Below are 20,161 nucleotides of genomic sequence, written 5' to 3' on the forward strand. Positions count from 1 at the left end.
AATTGTAAAATGTTTACATTTGATTAACCAATTTTGCTAACCAATGGATTTAAATGAACTTTTAGGACGATTTTTACTGCTGTTTTGCTCAATTTTAGTTCTGTATTTTTTCTCGAATAGAAAAGATAATGCAACCATAAATCCGTTGATGGTTATTGTTGGGCTTTGCACTTTTTCGCTTTGCTATCTTTTTACAAAAATTGAAATTGGTGTCGGAATTGGCTTTGGTCTTTTCGCCATTTTTTCGATACTCCGATTTAGGACACAGTCTTTTACAGTAAATGCGATCATTTTTCTTTTTGCAACCATTACACTGTCCATTTTGGATATTATGTATCCGTTTGAAAAGATTGAATTACTGCTGTTCTTTCAAATCATTATAATTGGATTTTATGTTATTGCCTCAATCATCGTTAATAAACAAGCTTCAAAATATTTCAATTCTGTAGATGTAAAAATTCCGCTTGACGAAAACTTTTCCTTAAAACCAGAAATAATTAGAAAATCAATTCAAGAAAAAATTAAGATTGAAGATTTTGATTTTAGAATTGTCTTAATCAATACGGCGGCCAACGAAATAGATGTATTGGTTTTTTATTAGTCGTTAAACGGAAGAACTTGTTTAATGTATAAATCTCTTTTTTCGCCCACAATTTTAAACTCGATATCTACAGGATGAAATTGGTTTTTACGCCAATATCGATACATTTTTGTTTCGATTTTTTTGCTTACATCATATAGATTACTCATTTCTTTTCGAGTCAATAACGGCTCATTATCGTTCAAATTGGAATTGGAAGTATAATCGATATCAAAATCGGTTTCGTCTTTTCCGTCATTAAAATGATAGGCGACAAATTGCTCGCAGATTTCTCCTTTTTCGGGTTTTACAACAGAGTTTTCTCCTTTTTGAACATTAACCGTAATTCCTGGAAAGTTCTCTCTAAAAATATTTTTGGTGATAATTACACCATTTGCCAATTCATCTGGAAAAGAACGATGAACTAAAACGCCCATGGCTATATTTTGCTGATCGATTCCAAAAAGTTCTCTTTCGTTATAAGAAGCTTCATTCCAAACACTTGCCCAAACTTGTTTTATAGCTTTTTCAAAAGTTTTGATAGAATCGCCTAAAATTCCAGTTTTAGAATCGTACAATCCAGCGCCATTGAAATCATCTAGATCTTCTGCATTTGTGGAAGAACGAAATCTGAAATTTTTGAATTTGGCATCTTTAAAAGCAATATTCAATTTTGAAATTAATTCAGGATCAATAGGTTCTTTTTTGATGGCATCTCTAATCTTCTTAAGCTGTTTATTAACCCAAACCGTTGAATCTTTTTGCGGATAAGCCAAAAGTTCTGAAATTAATGTAGAAATAGAAGCTTTTTGAATATGTTTCGTATAAAAATAAAACGGAATAGCATGTGCATTTTCTGGAACTTTAAACGGAATTTCTTTTGAAATAGCAATTAAATACGCCATGTTTTGAGCTTTCGAACCGATATAGTTCACTCCCTTTTTTGGAATTTCTGATAAGTTGACCAAATCAGTTACAGAATTGTCAATTGTTAGTTTTTTCTTTTTTCCAGCAGATTTCACTGGAATTTTTTTAGTGGTTTCTTTTATGAAAAAAGTATCGACTTCTATTTTTAGTTCTACTTTTTTAGAAAGCAGCTTTTTGATATTGTTATCTTTTTCAATATCAGTATAAGCCATAATTGGAATCTTTCTGTTTTTTCCTAAAAGAACCAAATGGCTTAAAGGTGTCTGAAGTTCATTTACAATAATGCCTCGGACGTTTGGCAGAATATCTGGTGTTCCATCCAAAATAATGATTTCATCAGAATTGGGTTTTGTGGTTTCTAGTTCTTTTATTTTATATTTTTTTAGAATGCCAACATTTGTCCCTCGAACAACTTCTTGATATTTAATTTCTCCAAAAATATAATCTGATTTCACGCACGGAATTTTGAATTTTTGCTGTTGAAACCATTCCATCATTTCTGGATTGTTCAAATAGAATTTCAGCTTTTCTCCTATAAAAGTAGAAGTTTTAACCATATTGAAAAAACGTTCAATCAATGCTAAAGGCATATGATCGGACGCTGCAAGTTCAAAAATCCACTTGTCGGTTCCTTTAATGTGATTTAAATTTCCGAGAAGAAAGTCTCTATTTTTATCCGTATTGCTATAATTTTCATTATTAAAAACTTCAAGATCTTGACTGTAGCCCAAATAATTGACAACGAAATCATAGTGGAGCAAAATAACACTGCTGTTGAAATAATACATTTTCTGTTTTCGAAGATCATAAATTACTTTTACAGATTCGATATTCGAAAATTTATCAGATAAAGGTTTTCCTCTAAATGCCTTGTAGGCTTCGTAATTTGGCAAAGACGCGCTAAATCGCTGCGCACTTAAGGCGGTTAAGACGAAAAGGAAAAACAAACTGTAAATGTATTTTTTCATAGATAAAAAATGAATGATTAAATGTACTTAAAAAAGTGATAAGTTTTATCTACTGCGGGATTGCTTAAACTAATGCAAACCTTTGTGAAATTTTCTATTATTTGGCGTACCTTTGCAACCTTAAAAAATTAAACATTCAAAATGAAACGAGTAGTTGTTGGACTTTCAGGTGGAGTAGATTCTAGTGTTGCAGCATATTTATTGCAGCAGCAGGGATACGAAGTTATTGGCCTTTTTATGAAGAACTGGCACGATGATTCGGTTACTATTTCTAACGAATGTCCTTGGCTGGAAGACAGTAACGATGCTTTGCTTGTTGCTGAAAAGCTTGGAATTCCGTTTCAAACAGTTGATTTGAGTGAAGAATACAAAGAGAAAATCGTTGATTATATGTTCAACGAATACGAAAAAGGAAGAACTCCAAATCCTGATGTTCTTTGTAATCGCGAAATCAAATTTGATGTGTTTATGAAAATTGCTCTAAGTCTTGGTGCAGATTATGTGGCTACGGGACATTATTGCCAAAAAAGCGAAATCGAAGTGGACGGAAAAACGGTGTTTCAATTAATTGCTGGAAATGATGTAAACAAAGATCAATCGTATTTCTTATGTCAGTTGTCGCAAGAGCAATTATCAAAAGCTTTATTTCCTATTGGAGCTTTAACAAAACCAGAAGTGCGAGAAATTGCGGCTGAAATGGAATTGGTTACTGCAGAAAAGAAAGATTCTCAAGGTTTATGCTTTATTGGAAAAGTTCGTCTTCCAGAATTTTTACAGCAAAAACTACAACCTAAAGAAGGTAAAATTGTTCAGGTTGATAAAAATGATCCGATTTACAATATTGAGAAATCAGCTGACCTTTCTTTGGAGGAAAGATTAAAGGTAGAATCTCAAAAGCTAGACTATGTTCCAACAATGGGAAAAGTGGTTGGAAAACACCAAGGAGCTCATTACTTTACAGTTGGACAAAGAAAAGGTCTAAATGTAGGAGGAACAACAGAGCCTTTATTTGTAATTGCAACCGATGTAGAAACCAACACCATTTATACAGGGATGTCTAGCGAGCATCCAGGTTTATTCAAAAAAGCACTTTTTGTTGGAAAATCTGAAGTGCATTGGATTAGAGAAGATATGACGCTAAAAGCAGGAGAAAAAATGGAAGTGATGGCAAGAATCCGTTACCGTCAGCCTTTGCAAAAAGCGGTTTTGTACCAATTTGAAGACGGAATGTATGTGGAGTTTGAAGAGCCGCAGTCTGCTATTACAGAAGGACAATTTGTTGCTTGGTATTTAGAAAATGAATTAGTTGGTTCGGGAGTAATTTCTTAGCTTTATACTTTATTTGGGAGCAAATCCCTTAAAGGTATGAATTGATGAGATATAACTTTACTTTTCTTTTATTACTTCTTTCGTTTACAGTATTTTCACAAGAAGATGCGTGGGTTTATTTTAGTGACAAACCTAATGCACAAACTTTTTACAACAATCCGCTAACCGAACTTTCTCAAAGAGCTTTGGATCGAAGAACGAGCCAAAACATTGCTTTGGCTATTACAGATGCTCCTCTGGAAACTTCTTATGTAAATCAAATTACTTCAAGTACAGGAATTACCGTAAAAGCACAGTCAAAATGGCTGAATGCACTTCATATTCAAGGAACCCAGGCTAATATTAATGCTTTAAAATCGTTAGCTTTTGTTGCTAGAATTGAGTTTGCCAATAAAACTTTAAATACGACAGGAAAAAGAGTTTCGGAAACTTCTATTAATCAGTCTCATGATAAGTTAAAAACGGAAATTGACTATTCTTACGGAAATTCTGCTAATCAAATTCAAATGCTGAACGGACAAGTTTTGCATAAGCAGAATTATACAGGAGAAGGAAAAATTATAGCAGTTTTGGATGCAGGATTTCCCGGTGTAAACACGGCTCAGCCTTTTGAAAATCTCAGAAATAATAATAAAATTTTAGGCGGTTACGATTATACTACAAGAAATGCCAATTTTTACGCAGGAGATGATCATGGTACTTTAGTATTGTCTACAATGGGCGGTTATAAGGTAAATTCATTGGTTGGAACAGCCCCAAATGCATCGTATTATCTTTTTATCACAGAGATTGATGCCCAGGAGATTCCGTTAGAAGAATCGCTTTGGGTTGAGGCTGCAGAGAAAGCAGATGCTTTGGGCGTTGATATAATTACAACTTCATTGGGGTATTTTGGTGATCGTGATAATCCAAATTACAACCATACCTATAGCGATATGAACGGAATTACGACTTTTATTTCTCGTGGTGCCGAAATTGCTTTTAGTAAAGGAATATTGGTTTTGGCTTCTGCTGGAAATGAAGGGAATCAAGTAGAAAAACATGTTGGCGCTCCTGCCGATGCTGTTTCAGTATTGGCAATAGGTTCAGTTAATGCTTCTAAAGTAAAAGCTAGTTCAAGTTCAATCGGACCAAGTTATGATGGCAGAATAAAACCTGATGTTATGGCGCAAGGAGCAGCAGCGGTAGTTTCTGATGCAAATGGAAATATCGTTACTGCAAACGGAACGTCATTTTCTTGCCCAATTATGGCGGGAATGGCAGCTTCTTTATGGCAGGCATTTCCAAACAAAACCAATAAAGAAATCAGACAAATGATTATCCAATCTGCTGATCGATATGCTAATCCAGATAATAATTACGGATATGGAATTCCAAATTTTGGAGCAGCATTAAGTGTTGATAATTTTGTAGCGGAAGCTTCGTTTGCGGTATATCCAAATCCCGCTAAAAATGAAGTTTCGTTTTCTTTTCTAAATGAAAATAATACTGCATCAGTAACCATTTATTCGATATTGGGGCAAAAATTAATAGAAGAAAAAATCAATAATTCAAATCCAGTTCTTTCCTTGCAATCGCTTCAAAGCGGATTGTATATTTATAGTTTTGATGCCGATAAGCTGCATAAAACAGGAAAAATAATTAAGCAATAATTTTAATGAATAAAATCACTCAGCTTTTCAATATAAAATACCCAATCATTCAAGGCGGAATGATCTGGAACAGCGGTTACAAATTGGCTTCTGCTGTAAGCAACGCAGGAGGTTTAGGACTTATTGGCGCAGGTTCTATGTATCCAGAAGTTTTAAGAGAACACATTCAGAAATGTAAAAAAGCGACCGATAAGCCTTTTGGGGTCAATATTCCGATGTTATATCCAAATATTGAAGAGATTATGAATATTGTGGTCGAAGAAGGCGTTAAAATTGTCTTCACCTCTGCTGGAAATCCGAAAACATGGACTTCTTTTTTGAAAGAAAGAGGTGTTACCGTTGTTCACGTGGTTAGCAGCAGTGTTTTTGCTTTGAAAGCTCAAGATGCCGGCGTAGATGCAGTAGTAGCTGAAGGTTTCGAGGCAGGTGGACACAACGGACGCGAAGAAACCACTACTTTCACTTTGATTCCGATGGTAAAAGAAAAAATCAAGATTCCGCTGATTGCTGCTGGAGGAATTGCAACAGGAAGAGGAATGCTTGCTGCCATGATTTTGGGAGCAGATGGTGTTCAGGTCGGAAGCCGTTTTGCAGCATCTATAGAATCGTCTTCGCACAATAATTTCAAGGAAACAATAGTTAATACTTTGGAAGGGGGCACTCAATTGACTCTGAAAGAATTAGCGCCTGTTCGATTGATAAAGAATAAATTTTATCAGGACGTTCAGGATTTGTACCAAAAATGCCCATCTAAAGAAGAATTAGTTCAGCTTTTAGGAAGAGCTAGAGCCAAAAAAGGAATGTTTGAAGGAGATTTGGAAGAGGGAGAATTAGAAATTGGGCAAGTAGCAGGTCTGATTCATGAAATTTTACCCGTTGAAGAAATTATTCAACAAATGATAGCCGAATTTGAAACCGCATCCAAAGAAAAGACTACATTTGAGTTTTAATTGACTGCAAGAAATATTTTATGAATTCCATACGCCCCTACATATTGTTATTGTTTTTGACTTTTGGATTGCAACAGATTCAAAGTCAGTCTTATCATTTTAAAACGTCAGGTTTTAGTGTTTTAGAAAAAAATGAAAGAGGAAAATGGGGAGAATGGTCTAATCTCGATTTGGTAAATCTCTCAGTGGTTTTAGACACTAATAAACATAGAATTGTAGTCTATTCGCAAGAAATTCAGCTTTACAATATTTTAGATTATATCGAAAGAGAAGAAAATGATACCGATATTGTATATTCTTTTATATGTAAAGACAACGACGGAAAAGAATGCAAGTTATCCATCATTACCCGTAAAAAACAAGACTACCGCAAACAGCTTTACATCAATTACGACGATCATATTATTGTGTATAATATTATTACGGTGTAAAAGTTTCTGAGATACTAAGATACTAAGCTCTAAGTTTTTTAGATTTAACAAAATAATAAACCCGACAGATTTAAAAACCTGTCGGGTTTGCTATATAATCTTAGTGTCTCAGAATCTTAGAAACTTAGCATCTTAGAACCTCAATTCTCCACATCCTTAATAAACTCATCATATTCTAAATAGAACATTTCTAGAGCGTGCATGTTTTCGTTGAAGAAATCAAAAATTGCATCCCAAGTATTTTTATTGCTGAAACCAACGCCAGTTTTTTCAACCCAGATTCTGCTGATGGTTTTGCCGTTTTCAAGAGTATAATTTTTTTCGAAAACCAAATCTTTGATGAATTCTTCTTCGAGAATATTTTTTAAAGCTTCAAGTTTTTCAAAATAAGCGATACGTTTTTCATCGCTTCGGTGTTCAATATCAATTAAAACCTGAGCCTTTTTATTGTCAACATAAAACTTAAAAGAAAAGTCTTTAATCTTCGTATCATAAAGCACCCATTTGCGAGGATATTTTTCGGCAAATGCTACCCAAAATTCTCTTTTTATTCTTTGTGATTCTTCTTTACTGTACATTTTTTAGGCTTTAATAACAGAAAACTTGTGGTACTGCGTTTTCTGGAGTATATTTATGTTTTATTTGAAAATACAAAAATAAGCTTTGATTATGAATTTTCAAGACTTTTTGAAATATGTTCCCAATATAATTCCAGTAGAGCTGCCAGCAGTAACTTCACATTTAAAAATGGCTCCAAAAGAGCGTATAGAGGGATTAAAAAATCTTGATATTGAAGCATTAAACGCCAGAATGGCTGGAGTAATGATGCTGTTTTATCCCAAACAGGGAAAAACGCATCTGGTTTTGATTGTTAGAAATGCTTATGACGGAGTTCATTCAGCTCAGATTGCATTTCCAGGCGGGAAATACGAGAAGGAAGATTTAAATTTTGAAACTACAGCGCTTAGAGAAACCTATGAAGAGGTTGGAATTACGAGTGATAAAATAGACATTGTTAAACATTTCTCACCGATGTATATTCCGCCAAGCAACTTTTTGGTGCATCCGTTTTTAGGAATTGCCAAAGAAGAGCTTTCTTTTTATCCTGATATAAGAGAAGTTGCCGGAATTATCGAACTGCCTTTATCTGTTTTTTTAAATGATGATATTATTATCGAAGCCAGATTATCAACTTCTTACGGAGCCAATATTTTAGTTCCTGCTTTTAATATCCAGAATCATGTTGTTTGGGGAGCCACGGCAATGATTTTGAGTGAATTGCGAGATGTTTTAAAAGAAGCCATGGTAAAATAAATTTGATAAAGTTTATTTAACGATTTGATATTCATTTGAATATCGCTTAATTCGAGAAAATGTTTTAAAGTGTTGCTAAAAGAATAATTTTTGTATGTTTGCGACCTAACAAAAAAATAAGATAAATTAGTTATGGGATTGTTTAAACGAAATCCTTTTGGGCATATATTATTCATCAAGAAATGGTTGATCCGAGTTCTAGGTGCCATGACTCATAAGAGATATAGAGGTTTTAATGAATTACAGATTGAAGGATCTGAAATTATTAAGACACTTCCAGATACTAATGTTTTGTTTATTTCCAACCACCAAACTTATTTTGCAGACGTTGTAGCGATGTTTCATGTCTTTAACGCAAGTTTATCAGGACGTCAAGACACGATTAAGAATATTGGTTATTTGTGGCAGCCAAAAATGAATATTTATTATGTGGCGGCAAAAGAAACGATGCAGGCTGGTTTACTGCCAAGAATTTTGGCTTATGTAGGCGCCATTACAGTTGAGAGAACTTGGCGATCAAAAGGTGTTGATGTAACCGAAAAAAGAGAAGTGAATCCGAATGATACTGAAAACATCAGAATTGCGCTTGAAGATGGTTGGGTTATTACTTTCCCGCAAGGAACGACAAAATCATTTAAACCAGTTCGTAAAGGAACCGCTCATATCATTAAACAACACAAACCAATCGTTATTCCTATTGTAATTGATGGTTTCCGTAGATCATTCGACAAAAAAGGACTTCGAATGAAGAAAAAAGGAATTCTGCAATCTTTCATCATCAAAGAACCTCTTGATATTGATTATGAAAACGATACCATCGAACAAATCGTAGAAAAAGTAGAATACGCCATCGAACAGCATCCATCATTTTTAAAAGTTATTCCAGCTGAAGAAATTAAAGCACAAGAAGAACTGAATAAAATGAGACAATGGGATTACTAGAGTTTTGTTTCAGGTTTAAAGTTTAAAGTTTGTCTGGTTGAGCGAAGTTGAAGCCTAACTTTTTGCCTTTTTTTTGTTTAAAGTTTCAGGTTTCAAGTTTGTTTTGTCAGGCTGAGCGAAGTCGAAACTTACCTAAAACTTTGTGCCCTTCGACTTCGCTAAGGGTGACAAATCGATTTTGTATCAAGTTTTCAAGTTTTATCAGTTGGAATTTGGAATTTCATCTTTGGAATTTCAGAAAAAAAGCTTAGACCCGATAGCTATCGGCATAGCGTCTCAGAACCTTAGCAACTTTAAAAGTCAATCTTCTTCAACTCCTTATAATTTGCGTACAATCGTCTTAAAAGCGTTCCGTAAATAATTCTGTAGAAACACCAGAACAATCCGAAGAAGCCTAATATCACCAGGAATAATATCCCGATTGTAACAAACATGGCTTTTCCGTTCATGGCTAATTTTTCTCTTAGAAATTCCATGTCTGGATTGTAAACAAATGCAATAAAGAAGCTTAAAATAGCTGTTATAACAATCATTCCTAGATTATACCAAACATAATATTGAACCGTTTTGCGGGTTCTTAAAATAGCACTCATTAATGATTTTGTGGCTATGGTGGTCGAAATTGTTTTGTAATTTTTATAGAAAATGTAAACAAAAATCAGTACGACAACATAATTAAAGTACGTTAGAAACTCTAAAGCGGTTACAATTTCAGGGTGATTCATTTTATGCAATACGTCGTCTGTATTGATGAATAAATTTGAAAATGTCCAAAACGAAATTTCCAAAATACTGATAATCAAAATCCATTTTACAATGGAAGATGACTTTCTGTGAATCATCTTATAGATTTCGTTTTCAGAAATTTGTTGAAAAGAATCAGAGTTCTTTTGCCAATCTTTTTTTAATAAATCCAGTTCTTTCATAATAATTTTTAAGGATTTAGTATTTTTTTAAGTTTCCCCTTAATTCTGTTCATTTTCACGCGCGCATTCACTTCGCTGATTCCTAAGGTTTCAGCTATTTCTTGATAATCTTTGTCTTCTAAATACATAAAAACTAATGCCTTTTCAATGTCATTCAATTGATAAACTGCTTTATACATCAGTTTAATCTGTTCCTCTTCCTCATAATTGTAGTCAACATCTTTTACAAAATGCTGATGGTTTTCATAATCTACGGTCGAAATAGTTCTTTTGGTTTTGCGGTATAAGGTAATTGCTGTGTTTAAGGCAACACGATATGTCCAAGTCGAAAATTTACTGTCGCCTCTAAATTTTGGATAAGCTTTCCAAAGCTGAATGGTAATCTCTTGAAACAGGTCTTTATGAGCATCTTCTCCAGCAGTATATAATCTACAAATCTTGTGGATTATATTCTGATTTGCCTGCAGCTGCGCAACAAATGACTGTTCTAGATTTTCGCTCATAATGTATTAGTAGTTATGAAATCATTTTTGTTACAGTTCAATGTATTTTTTTTTTTTTTTGCCACAGATTGAATAGATTTTAATGATTTCTATTTTTACGCTAAATGATTAAAGCGATTAGAAATCATTTTCAATCATTTAATCTGTAGCAAAAGAAATTATAATTCCCTTGTTTTGTAATAATTAATCATGAGGTCAATAAACCTGCTGTAGCTTTCCATGCCATCTTTCTGGTTATTTGATTTCAGGAAATTATCGTATAAAAAATGAAAACCTTTGTCTATAAAAGTGTCGTATTTTTTCCAGAAATCTTGACTTTCCTGATAGTTTTTTAAAATTCCAGTATTTACTTGCTTCTTTAAAATTTCAAAAATTTTCTCGTTTTTAAATTTCCAGATTCCAAGGCAATAACGCAAAGCAAAACTGTATCCTGAATATTGAAAATACAAATTATCGTTTTTCACAGATGCCAAAACGCCAATAAAATTACATTCGTTTTCGCTCGCAAAACCTATCTGATGTGCCATTTCGTGAGAAGAGGTAAGAGGGAAAGAATACATTGGAAGTAAATTGTTTACTTGTGCCTCGTTTGTAAACGGATTAAGATAACCTCCAAATCCCATATAAGTTAAGGGAAGGCTGAATAATGATTTTTTAACGCTTAAAGTCTCGTACTTAAAATACGAATGTTCTCGAACAAGATTATCATATCCGTTTATATTCATTTTAAAAACTTCTTCTTGGGAATAAGGAAGCTGAATTTTTTCGTTTTTATCTTTTGTGATTTTAAACTGAATTTCATTGGTTTTTATAATTAGTTTTTTGGTAAAGGCCAATAAATCTGCATCGCTATATTCTCTTTTAATATTCATTTTTTGAGAAAGGGGCTCACGATAATAATTGAAAGCCCAAAGCAGATGGAACAAAAAGTAATAAATAGAAATTTTGCCTACTATTTTTAAAAGATGATCTTTCCAGTCTGTTTTCCATGTCTTTCTGATTCTCCAAAACCAGCTGATCATAGAAATGATTAAGAGGCCATAAAAAAAGTCTCCAACAGAAAATGGAATTTTGCCTAAAAGCATTCTTGAAAAATGTGAAATCCTGATATATAAATTTTTGCTGTAGAAGCCCTCCACAAAATCTGGAAAGTAAACAAGAATTTTATAAAAAATAATTTGAACTATAAGAAATAAAGGTAAAATGTATTTTGATTTCACGGCGCAATTTTTAGATACGTAAATATAAATACAATTATTTATAACTAAAAAGAATAGTATTTTGGGGTTTTAATTTTAAAGCCGATAATTTGTGCTAATTCGTGCAATTCGTGGCAAAAAAAGCAATTAAACTTTGTAACTTTGAAGCTCTTAATTGTTAAACATCAAACAAAATATAATGAGTCAAGAAGTAAGAAATCTGGAACCAAAAGCACTTTGGAATAAATTCGCAGATTTAAACGAAGTTCCTCGTCCATCGAAGAAAGAAGAGCGTGTCATTGAGTTTATGAAAAACTTTGGAAACAGTTTAGGTTTAGAAACTCTCGAAGATGAAATCAGAAACGTAATCATCAGAAAACCGGCAACTCCAGGGATGGAAAATCGTAAACCAATCGTAATGCAGGGGCATTTAGATATGGTACACCAAAAAAATGCAGATACAGTTTTTGATTTTGATACACAAGGAATCGACATGTATGTTGATGGTGACTGGGTTCGCGCTCGTGGCACAACACTTGGAGCTGATAATGGGTTAGGAGTGGCGACTATTATGGCTATTCTGGAAAGCAAAGATATTCCGCATCCGGCAATAGAAGCATTGTTTACTGTTGACGAAGAAACTGGAATGACAGGAGCTTTAAACTTAAAAGGAGGAATTCTGCAAGGTCAGATTTTATTAAATCTGGATACTGAAGAAGACGATGAAATTGATATTGGGTGTGCTGGCGGAATTGATGTAACAGCAACAAGAACGTATCATGAAGAAGAAGTTCCAGAAGGTTCTGTTGGATATACTATTACAGTAAAAGGCTTAAACGGAGGACATTCAGGAATGGACATTCATAAAGGTTTAGGAAATGCCAATAAAATCATGAACCGTTTGTTGTTTGATGGTTTTGAAAATTTCGGGTTGCAGATTGCTGAAATCAATGGAGGAAGTTTGAGAAATGCAATTCCAAGAGAAAGTTTTGCAAAGGTTATCATTTCTCAGATGTTTGATGAGGCTTATGTGTATGATATGCAGGAAATCATTTCTGATATCAAAGCCGAATACAAAACAACGGAGCCTAACTTGACTATTGAAATCGTAAAAAGTGAATTGCCTGAAAAAGTAATGGATTTAGGAGTTCAAGAAGGGATTATCAGAGCGATTTATGCAGCTCAAAATGGAGTGTATAAAATGAGCGCTGATATGGCTGATTTGGTTGAAACTTCAAATAATATTGCTCGTGTTGTTATTAAAGATGGAGAGATCTTGGTAGGATGTTTAACGCGTTCTTCTGTTGAATCTTCTAAATTTGATTTGGCTAATTCGTTACGTTCTGCGTTCGAATTGGTGGGATGCGAAGTAGAACTTTCAGGTTCGTATCCAGGTTGGACTCCAAATGTGAATTCTGAGATATTAGAAGTTTTAAAAGGCATTTATGAAAAACAAAATGGCCAACAGCCAAAAGTTGTAGCTTGTCACGCAGGTTTAGAATGCGGAATTTTAGGAACAAATTATCCTGATATGGATATGATTTCTTTTGGACCGACAATTCACGGAGCGCACTCTCCAGATGAAAGAGCAAGTATTTCATCGGCACAAAAATATTGGAAATTTGTATTAGAAATTCTTGAGAATATACCAGTTAAATAGTTTTCAGTCGCAGTCTCAGTATTCAGTTCGTAGAACTGTTAAACTGAGACTGTCAACTGCGACTAAAAAAAATCCTCAATCTTAAATTGAGGATTTTTTTATGATAAAATATTATTAATTTCTTTTTAAGACTTTATACTGTTCGTAACAAGCGCTTATCGCATCCATAATCTGAAGGTCGTTTGCTGTCTGGATGAAAGAATCAGAATAGTTGCAGCGGTGCATAATTTCGGGGATTTCATCCTTGCTTACTCCTAATAGTACAGCAACTGTTTCGCGGTCATATTTGGACTCCAAGAGCGTTCGTACGGTATCATCCTTTTTCATCTCTTTAAGTTTCTTGAGTTCTTTACCATTTTTTCCAAAGAAATTGTAGAGCATATCGGCGGGGTTAAAAATCGAACCGAGGACTTTTCCAAAAGCATTTGGAGCATATTCACCAGCTTCGTAACCTTGCGTAAGTCCAGAAATGCTGTAACGATAGTTTTCTTTTGTTGGAATTAATTTAGAATCAATTTCAAGATATCCTGTTAGAGAGAAAGGAGCAATGACAACTTCTTCCAAAGCAATTGCTTTTTCAGTAAGCTGAATTCTCGTTACTTTATTTTTTATCCAGTCATTTGTGACTCTAATTCTTAATGATTGAAATCCTAGAATAGAAAAATGTAGTGTATCATTGACTTGCACGTCAATTTCAAAATACCCTTTTTCGTCAGATTTTGCACCTCGTACTTTGTTGGTGTTAATGATGTTTACGCCGGCAAGAGGCTGTTTGCTATCATCATTAATAACATAACCTGAAACTCTTTGAGGAACTGTCGGCTGTTGCTGTGTATCTTGCGCAAAACCAATGCTAGCGAAAAGTGTAAAAAAGAAAATTGCGAAATATTTCATATCCTGATTTAAAGCTCTAAAAGTAGTAAATAGGGATTAAATATCTCGCAGTCTTGGAATTTAATTATAAGAAAATTAACAAAGGCAGTAGTGTTGCTTTTTTAGGTTAAATAAAAATGAGTAGTGAAGGTTATGTTTAGATTACAGAAGCGATTTACGAAAAATAAAATTTTTGACATAAAAAAAAATCCCAAATTCCAAGTAATATGGAATTTGGGATTTTGTATTTAAAGAAATTGAAATATTAATCTCTTCTTGATCTTCTTGATCTTGAACTATCTCCAAAGTTTTCAGAGCGTCTTGGAGCTCTATCTGAACCACCTTCACTTCTTGGAGCAGAGCTTCTAAAACCGCCTTCTCTTCTTGAAGATGAGTTTCTGTCGCTTCTGAAACCTCCATCACGTGAACCTCCATCTCTAGAAGAACTTCTGTCGCTTCTGAAACCGCCTTCACGTCTTGGAGCGAAGTTTCCTTCTCTTCTTCCAGAATCACGTCTTCCGCCACGGTTGTTGTGATCACGTCTTCCGCCACCATCATTTTTAGAAATCTCAACATTGATACGACGGCCTTCTAATTGAACATTGTTTAAAACATCCATTACTTTGTCTGTATGCTGTGGATCTGTGTTAAAGAAAGAGAATCCTTCTTTTACATCTACTTTAAAGATATCATCACGACCTAAGTCTAACGTTTCTTTCAAGTAATCTTTTAATGACATCCAGTCGAAGTTGTCTCTAGAACCAATGTTTACAAAATAACGAACTGCTCCATTATTACTGAATTCTCTTGGTTCAGAATCACCTCTTTCACGTCTCTCACCAGAAGATTGAACAGAAATATCTCTATTCTTTTTGTAGTAAGTGATGAAACGGTTAAATTCTACTGAAACCATTTTCTTAATCAACTCTTCTTTAGATAAATCTTCAAGAACGTTGTTGATTGCTGGTAAATAGTTGTCAATTTCGTGATCAACCTCAGTATCTTTAATTTTGTTAGCTAAGTGCAATAACTGAATTTCACAGATTTCAATTCCAGATGGAATAGTTTTTTCAACAAACTTTTGTTTGATGATTCTCTCAATAGTTGAGATTTTACGTAACTCGCTTTTTGTAACAATTACAATAGAAGTACCTAATTTTCCAGCTCTACCCGTACGTCCAGAACGGTGGTTGTAAGTTTCAATCTCGTCAGGCAATTGGTAGTTAACAACGTGAGTTACGTTATCAACGTCAATACCACGTGCAGCAACGTCAGTAGCAACAAGCATCTGAATTTGTCTTCCACGGAACGATTTCATTACACCATCACGTTGCGCTTGAGATAAATCTCCGTGTAACGCAGCAGCGCTATAACCATCTTCAATTAACTTCTCTGCGATAGCTTGAGTGTCTCTTTTTGTACGACAGAAAACTACAGAGAAAATGTCTGGATTAGCATCAGCTAAACGTTTTAAAGCTTCATAACGGTCACGAGCATTTACTAAATAAAATTCGTGAGATACTGTTGATGAACCTGAATTTTTTGTACCTACAGTAATTTCTAATGGATCGCTCATGAATTGTTTTGCGATTCTAGCCACCTCTTGAGGCATAGTTGCAGAGAACAACCATGTGCTTTTTTCGTCTGGAGTATCTGATAAAATAGATACGATATCATCATAGAATCCCATGTTTAACATTTCGTCAGCCTCATCCAAAACACAGTAATCTATGTTTTTAATGTTTACTAGACCTCTGTTAATCATGTCTTGCATTCTTCCTGGAGTTGCCACAATGATTTGTGCACCTCTCTTTATTTCTCTTGCTTGTTCTGTTATACTAGCTCCTCCGTAAACTGCTACCACATTAATACCTTTTTCGTATTTTGAGTAGTTTTTAAGTTCGTTAGTAATCTGTAAACATAACTCGCGTGTTGGCGATAAAACTAATGCTTGTGTATTTCTGTTGTCGGCATCAATTTTTTGAATTAGCGGAAAACCGAAAGCTGCCGTTTTCCCTGTCCCTGTTTGAGCCAACGCAACCATATCCGTGTCTTTTTCCAATAATAGGGGAATCGCCTTTTCCTGTACCTCTGACGGATTTTCAAATCCTAGATCTAAAATCGCCTTCAGTAACGATTCATTCAATCCTAATTGTTCAAATTTATTCATATGTGTTTTAAAATAGGGTGCAAAATTACTGTTAATTATTCAGATATACTAATGCGTTTTTAATAATTATGTATTTATTAATAATTGATTATCAAAAAGTTACAGTTTTATTAAAATAAATTTTTGCAAGAAATGCGGAAACAAGCCAAAAAATACGTCGCGAAATGTAAAATTTGGCCTCTAAAATGTTGTATTTTAAACAATTATTTTGTGGTGTTCAGAAAATCAATGAGTTGCTTAACAGCTTTTCCGCGGTGACCTATAGTGTTTTTGGTAGCTAAAGGCAATTCGGCAAAGGTTTCATTGAAATTTAGAGGCTTAAAAATAGGATCGTAACCAAATCCATTTGTTCCTGTTTTTGTGAATGTAATTTCTCCTTTTGCAATTCCGGTAAACAAATATTGTTTTCCTTTTAAGTTTAAAGTAATAACGGTCTTGAACTGGGCGCTGCGATTTTCCTTATTTTTTAAAGCCTCCAAAAGCTTGTTCATGTTGTCATCTGCATTTTTTTGCTCGCCCGCATAACGCGCAGAATAAACTCCAGGTTCGCCATTTAAAGCATCTACTTCTAGACCTGTATCATCTGCAAAACAATCGTAACCATATTTTTGAGTTACATAATCAGCTTTTAAAATTGCATTTCCTTCTATGGTGTCTGCTGTTTCAGGAATGTCTTCAAAACAATTAATATCTTCTAAACTTAATATTTTAATGCTTTCTGGAAGCATACTTTGAATTTCTGCGATTTTATTTTTGTTGTTTGATGCGAAAACGAGATTCATTGTGGTAGTATTTTAAAAATGATTTTTCAATAATAAAGGTAAGTGAAATTCCGAATGTATAGGCCAAAATATCTGACCATAAAAATCCTTGACCTAAAACATATCTTCCAAAAAGTGTTTTTCTAAGTTCAACAATCCAATTGCCTTGATAAAGTTGTAAAAACTCAATTCCATAACAAATAAAAAGGGAAAGTAGTATTACCAACCAAAACTTTTTTGATGGAAAGAAAATTCTAACTAAAAAGTAAATCATTACAGCGTAAAGAAAATCGCCGATCCATAAAGGGATAAAAGGAATTTTTCTTGACAGTACTCCGAGGAAAATGATGGTTAGAAAGATTAGAAAATAGTTGATTCTGGTTTTGTTCAAGTTGAGATTAGGTTTTGGTTAAAGCAAATTTAGGATAAATTTTTAAAAGAAATTAAGCCTCGTTTGTCATTCCGAGGAACGAGAAATCGCACTCGCAGATCGACAAAGATTGGCGAATTACTTTGCGGAATTTCTCGTGTGATTCCTCGTTACTCGGAATGACAAACTAAATCTTATGTCTTAAAATAGTGTATCAATAATCCATTTTTAGGTAACAAAAAATACAAAACCTGAATAGCGTCACTTTATTTTATACATTTATCAGTTAATTAATTATCTATCAAAATAACCACATGAAGGCAAAATTTTTTACCCTGATTGCAGCTTTATTTCTATTAGGAAATCAAGGCTATTCTCAAAAAAACAATTCATTTAATATTAAAAAGCAATTGGATTATTGCGCAGAACAAGCTTCTAAAACTTTAAAAGTGATTCCAAATGACGGAACTTCCCCTAGAACAGTTCCTAATGGAAGCAATGAATGGAAATTTGTTGGCTATAAAGATTGGACGAGCGGTTTCTGGCCTGGAGAACTGTGGTTTTTGTACGAAGCAACCAAAGACAAAAAATGGGAAAAAGAAGCTGATAAATTCAGTCGCTTTTTAACGCCACTTTCTACCAGCAAAGCAGGTGATCATGATTTAGGATTTCAGATTTTTAATAGTTTTGGAAACGGATACAGATTGACTAAAAATCCAGAGTACAAACAGATTATTTTAAGAACTGCAGATACATTGGCGACACTTTTTAATCCGAAGGTGGGAACAATCCAATCTTGGCCTCATAATAAAATGGGAGGACATAATACCATTATTGACAATATGATGAATTTGGAGCTTTTGTTTTGGGCTTCTAAAAATGGTGGAAGCAAGAAACTTTATGATATTGCTGTAAAACATGCCGAAACCACAATGGCAAATCATTTTAGACCAGATAATACTTCGTATCACGTTATTATTTACGATTACGAAACAGGAAAAAAGATAAAAGGAAGAACCGCTCAAGGTTACAGTGACGACAGTATGTGGGCTCGCGGTCAGGCGTGGGCGATTTACGGTTTTACAATGACGTACAGAGAAACAAAAGATGCTAAGTTTTTAGATTTTGCCCATAAATTAGCACGAGTTTATTTGGATAAATTAACTACAGAAGATTTAGTGCCTTATTGGGATTTTAATGCGCCAAATATTCCTAATGAACCAAGAGATGCTTCGGCTGGAGCCATTGTTTCATCTGCACTTTTAGAATTAAGTTCGTACACAAAAGACAAGAGTTTGAAAGCTGAATATTTGGCAAAAGCCAAAAAGATGATTGTTTCGCTTTCAGATCATTATCAAAGCCATGATGTGAATTCGGCATTTTTATTGCATTCAACAGGGCATAAACCAGCAGGAAGTGAGATCGATTGTTCTATAAATTACGCAGATTATTACTATCTTGAAGCACTTTTAAGACTTCAGAAACTAAAATAAAAGAATATGCTAAAAAAAATAACCCAAATTGCCTTTGCAATAATGATGGTATTGATGCTTGTAAGCTGTAAAAATACCAAACAAAAACTTCAAGAGTATGTTGTTACGTACAACAAAACTATTGCTCCGAGTTTTAAATCTGAAAATGTAACGCTTACAACGGCAAGAGGTTATATTAATGATAATAAAATAGAATTGCGTTTTGAAACTAATTTAAAACAAAGCGATGGTAATAAAGCGAGTACTTCTGTAGCATTTGCAAGAATGAGACAATCCATGATTAAAAAAGGAGAGATTCCAACAGAATTAATAGAAGAAGGAGTAGAATTTCACCTCTATTATTTAGCCGATGATAATACTGTTTTAAATAAAGAAGTGCTCACAAAGGAATCGCTTCAGTATTTAAAATAATAAATTAAATTTTTATAAAATATTAAACGATTAAATTCTTACATAAAAAAAGGCCTCTTTAAAATTTATTTAGAGAGGCTTTTTTATGTTTACGAGTAAAATTTAAGTTTGAAAGAAATGTTTTTATTCTTACAAATATTTCACTTTTTAAGAAGATAATCGGTTTGTATTCAAAGAATTATATGTGATTTTTTCTAATTGAATATTGTTTTTATGTTAGGAATTAATTATGTTTGAGTTAAAAAATAACTATTAAACCAAAGAATTATGAAAAAAATTACCCAAATCGCATTTGCACTTGCTTTTGCATTATTTTTAGTCAGCTGTAAAAATACAAAGCAGAAAATACAGGAGCATGTAAGCAATTATAACAATCTATCTTCGATAAAAGGGAGTGGTATTACCAGTACAACAGCAAAAGCTTTTCTGGATGACAATAAAATCGAAATCAGAATTGAAACTAATTTAGAAGAAAACGATGCCAATAAAGTAGCCTACAAAGAATCTTTTCCAGATTTATTGAAAGAGATGATCAAAAACGATCAAATTTCTCCTTCTTTGATTGCCGAAGGGGTAAAGTTCGATGTATACTTCTTGGCTTATAATAATGCTATTTTAGCGCAGGAATTAGTAGATCAAGATGAATTGGCAGTTTTAGAAGGAACTGCAAAATCAAAAGAAACAGCAAAATTGTAATTAAAA

The 20,161-nt window shown here is 33.7% G+C and carries 20 protein-coding genes; 11 read left to right on the top strand and 9 right to left on the bottom strand.

Annotated elements, in window-relative coordinates:
- The first annotated feature begins 43 nt into the window (after positions 1-43).
- Positions 44-601: a DUF4956 domain-containing protein gene (locus FF52_RS01875; RefSeq protein WP_008462490.1), complete on the top strand. Its 558-nt coding sequence runs from the start codon at positions 44-46 to the stop codon at positions 599-601.
- On the opposite strand, the gene FF52_RS01880 is transcribed toward FF52_RS01875, so the two are convergent.
- Positions 598-2,475 (bottom strand): PEP/pyruvate-binding domain-containing protein, encoded by a 1,878-nt coding sequence (locus FF52_RS01880; protein ID WP_008462491.1) that lies wholly within the window; start codon positions 2,473-2,475, stop codon positions 598-600. The two genes, FF52_RS01875 and FF52_RS01880, sit on opposite strands and share 4 nt — an antisense overlap.
- A 141-nt stretch (positions 2,476-2,616) precedes the next feature.
- Between FF52_RS01880 and mnmA the strand changes: the two genes are divergently transcribed.
- From mnmA to FF52_RS01900, 4 genes are read left to right on the top strand one after another with little or no spacing between them, the layout of a single operon-like run.
- Positions 2,617-3,804, top strand: coding sequence for a tRNA 2-thiouridine(34) synthase MnmA (gene mnmA, locus FF52_RS01885; RefSeq protein ID WP_008462492.1), 1,188 nt, complete (start codon positions 2,617-2,619; stop codon positions 3,802-3,804).
- 44 nt (positions 3,805-3,848) lie between these two features.
- Positions 3,849-5,456, top strand: coding sequence for a S8 family serine peptidase (locus tag FF52_RS01890; RefSeq protein ID WP_008462493.1), 1,608 nt, complete (start codon positions 3,849-3,851; stop codon positions 5,454-5,456).
- A 5-nt stretch (positions 5,457-5,461) separates the two neighbouring features.
- Complete coding sequence (locus FF52_RS01895) at positions 5,462-6,406, top strand: NAD(P)H-dependent flavin oxidoreductase (protein WP_008462494.1); 945 nt, start codon at positions 5,462-5,464, stop codon at positions 6,404-6,406.
- 20 nt (positions 6,407-6,426) lie between these two features.
- Positions 6,427-6,837: a hypothetical protein gene (locus FF52_RS01900; protein WP_008462495.1), complete on the top strand. Its 411-nt coding sequence runs from the start codon at positions 6,427-6,429 to the stop codon at positions 6,835-6,837.
- A 140-nt stretch (positions 6,838-6,977) separates the two neighbouring features.
- On the opposite strand, the gene FF52_RS01905 is transcribed toward FF52_RS01900, so the two are convergent.
- Positions 6,978-7,415: a DUF4268 domain-containing protein gene (locus FF52_RS01905; RefSeq protein WP_008462496.1), complete on the bottom strand. Its 438-nt coding sequence runs from the start codon at positions 7,413-7,415 to the stop codon at positions 6,978-6,980.
- 91 nt (positions 7,416-7,506) lie between these two features.
- Between FF52_RS01905 and FF52_RS01910 the strand changes: the two genes are divergently transcribed.
- Both FF52_RS01910 and FF52_RS01915 read left to right on the top strand, forming a co-directional pair.
- The gene (locus FF52_RS01910) at positions 7,507-8,151 is read left to right on the top strand and encodes an NUDIX hydrolase (protein ID WP_008462497.1); all 645 of its coding nucleotides are present in this window, start codon (positions 7,507-7,509) and stop codon (positions 8,149-8,151) included.
- A gap of 132 nt (positions 8,152-8,283) precedes the next feature.
- Positions 8,284-9,093, top strand: coding sequence for a lysophospholipid acyltransferase family protein (locus tag FF52_RS01915; protein ID WP_008462498.1), 810 nt, complete (start codon positions 8,284-8,286; stop codon positions 9,091-9,093).
- Positions 9,094-9,386: 293 nt separating this feature from the next.
- On the opposite strand, the gene FF52_RS01920 is transcribed toward FF52_RS01915, so the two are convergent.
- The 3 genes from FF52_RS01920 to FF52_RS01930 all read right to left on the bottom strand — a co-directional run bounded on the left by FF52_RS01920 (position 9,387) and on the right by FF52_RS01930 (position 11,742).
- Complete coding sequence (locus tag FF52_RS01920) at positions 9,387-10,019, bottom strand: hypothetical protein (protein WP_008462499.1); 633 nt, start codon at positions 10,017-10,019, stop codon at positions 9,387-9,389.
- 8 nt (positions 10,020-10,027) lie between these two features.
- Positions 10,028-10,522: an RNA polymerase sigma factor gene (locus tag FF52_RS01925; RefSeq protein ID WP_008462500.1), complete on the bottom strand. Its 495-nt coding sequence runs from the start codon at positions 10,520-10,522 to the stop codon at positions 10,028-10,030.
- Between the two features lie 158 nt (positions 10,523-10,680).
- The gene (locus tag FF52_RS01930) at positions 10,681-11,742 is read right to left on the bottom strand and encodes a DUF3810 domain-containing protein (RefSeq protein WP_008462501.1); all 1,062 of its coding nucleotides are present in this window, start codon (positions 11,740-11,742) and stop codon (positions 10,681-10,683) included.
- A gap of 178 nt (positions 11,743-11,920) precedes the next feature.
- Between FF52_RS01930 and FF52_RS01935 the strand changes: the two genes are divergently transcribed.
- Positions 11,921-13,381 carry an aminoacyl-histidine dipeptidase gene (locus tag FF52_RS01935; RefSeq protein ID WP_008462502.1) on the top strand — a complete coding sequence of 487 codons (1,461 nt, stop codon included), beginning with the start codon at positions 11,921-11,923 and terminating at the stop codon, positions 13,379-13,381.
- Positions 13,382-13,495: 114 nt separating this feature from the next.
- On the opposite strand, the gene FF52_RS01940 is transcribed toward FF52_RS01935, so the two are convergent.
- The 4 genes from FF52_RS01940 to FF52_RS01955 all read right to left on the bottom strand — a co-directional run bounded on the left by FF52_RS01940 (position 13,496) and on the right by FF52_RS01955 (position 17,576).
- Complete coding sequence (locus tag FF52_RS01940; protein WP_008462503.1) at positions 13,496-14,275, bottom strand: carboxypeptidase-like regulatory domain-containing protein; 780 nt, start codon at positions 14,273-14,275, stop codon at positions 13,496-13,498.
- 244 nt (positions 14,276-14,519) lie between these two features.
- The gene (locus FF52_RS01945; protein WP_008462504.1) at positions 14,520-16,424 is read right to left on the bottom strand and encodes a DEAD/DEAH box helicase; all 1,905 of its coding nucleotides are present in this window, start codon (positions 16,422-16,424) and stop codon (positions 14,520-14,522) included.
- Positions 16,425-16,627: 203 nt separating this feature from the next.
- Entirely contained in the window at positions 16,628-17,206 is a 579-nt protein-coding gene (locus FF52_RS01950; protein ID WP_008462505.1) for a non-canonical purine NTP diphosphatase, read from the bottom strand.
- Positions 17,172-17,576, bottom strand: a complete 405-nt coding sequence (locus FF52_RS01955; RefSeq protein ID WP_008462506.1) for a DUF2809 domain-containing protein — start codon at positions 17,574-17,576, stop codon at positions 17,172-17,174. The genes FF52_RS01950 and FF52_RS01955 overlap by 35 nt, the downstream gene beginning before the upstream one ends.
- A gap of 293 nt (positions 17,577-17,869) precedes the next feature.
- On the opposite strand from FF52_RS01955, the gene FF52_RS01960 reads away from it, so the two are divergent.
- The 3 genes from FF52_RS01960 (at position 17,870) to FF52_RS01970 (ending at position 20,155) form a co-directional block, all read left to right on the top strand.
- The gene (locus FF52_RS01960) at positions 17,870-19,048 is read left to right on the top strand and encodes a glycoside hydrolase family 88 protein (RefSeq protein ID WP_008462507.1); all 1,179 of its coding nucleotides are present in this window, start codon (positions 17,870-17,872) and stop codon (positions 19,046-19,048) included.
- A gap of 6 nt (positions 19,049-19,054) precedes the next feature.
- A complete protein-coding gene (locus FF52_RS01965) occupies positions 19,055-19,459 on the top strand; it encodes a hypothetical protein (RefSeq protein ID WP_008462508.1) in 405 nt (134 codons plus the stop codon).
- Between the two features lie 267 nt (positions 19,460-19,726).
- Complete coding sequence (locus FF52_RS01970; RefSeq protein ID WP_008462509.1) at positions 19,727-20,155, top strand: hypothetical protein; 429 nt, start codon at positions 19,727-19,729, stop codon at positions 20,153-20,155.
- The last annotated feature ends 6 nt before the right edge of the window (positions 20,156-20,161 follow it).

Source organism: Flavobacterium sp. F52 (genome assembly GCF_000278705.1).
GTDB lineage: Bacteria > Bacteroidota > Bacteroidia > Flavobacteriales > Flavobacteriaceae > Flavobacterium > Flavobacterium anhuiense.

Bases quoted from the DNA above. Each gene is read 5' to 3' on its own strand.
- FF52_RS01965 (WP_008462508.1), top strand. From the start codon at position 19,055: ATGCTAAAAAAAATAACCCAAATTGCCTTTGCAATAATGATGGTATTG.
- FF52_RS01915 (WP_008462498.1), top strand. From the start codon at position 8,284: ATGGGATTGTTTAAACGAAATCCTTTTGGGCATATATTATTCATCAAG.
- FF52_RS01890 (WP_008462493.1), top strand. From the start codon at position 3,849: ATGAGATATAACTTTACTTTTCTTTTATTACTTCTTTCGTTTACAGTA.
- FF52_RS01940 (WP_008462503.1), bottom strand. From the start codon at position 14,275: ATGAAATATTTCGCAATTTTCTTTTTTACACTTTTCGCTAGCATTGGT.
- FF52_RS01920 (WP_008462499.1), bottom strand. From the start codon at position 10,019: ATGAAAGAACTGGATTTATTAAAAAAAGATTGGCAAAAGAACTCTGAT.
- FF52_RS01910 (WP_008462497.1), top strand. From the start codon at position 7,507: ATGAATTTTCAAGACTTTTTGAAATATGTTCCCAATATAATTCCAGTA.
- FF52_RS01880 (WP_008462491.1), bottom strand. From the start codon at position 2,475: ATGAAAAAATACATTTACAGTTTGTTTTTCCTTTTCGTCTTAACCGCC.
- FF52_RS01935 (WP_008462502.1), top strand. From the start codon at position 11,921: ATGAGTCAAGAAGTAAGAAATCTGGAACCAAAAGCACTTTGGAATAAA.
- FF52_RS01905 (WP_008462496.1), bottom strand. From the start codon at position 7,415: ATGTACAGTAAAGAAGAATCACAAAGAATAAAAAGAGAATTTTGGGTA.
- FF52_RS01945 (WP_008462504.1), bottom strand. From the start codon at position 16,424: ATGAATAAATTTGAACAATTAGGATTGAATGAATCGTTACTGAAGGCG.
- FF52_RS01875 (WP_008462490.1), top strand. From the start codon at position 44: ATGGATTTAAATGAACTTTTAGGACGATTTTTACTGCTGTTTTGCTCA.
- FF52_RS01960 (WP_008462507.1), top strand. From the start codon at position 17,870: ATGAAGGCAAAATTTTTTACCCTGATTGCAGCTTTATTTCTATTAGGA.
- FF52_RS01925 (WP_008462500.1), bottom strand. From the start codon at position 10,522: ATGAGCGAAAATCTAGAACAGTCATTTGTTGCGCAGCTGCAGGCAAAT.
- FF52_RS01900 (WP_008462495.1), top strand. From the start codon at position 6,427: ATGAATTCCATACGCCCCTACATATTGTTATTGTTTTTGACTTTTGGA.
- FF52_RS01895 (WP_008462494.1), top strand. From the start codon at position 5,462: ATGAATAAAATCACTCAGCTTTTCAATATAAAATACCCAATCATTCAA.
- mnmA (WP_008462492.1), top strand. From the start codon at position 2,617: ATGAAACGAGTAGTTGTTGGACTTTCAGGTGGAGTAGATTCTAGTGTT.
- FF52_RS01950 (WP_008462505.1), bottom strand. From the start codon at position 17,206: ATGAATCTCGTTTTCGCATCAAACAACAAAAATAAAATCGCAGAAATT.
- FF52_RS01970 (WP_008462509.1), top strand. From the start codon at position 19,727: ATGAAAAAAATTACCCAAATCGCATTTGCACTTGCTTTTGCATTATTT.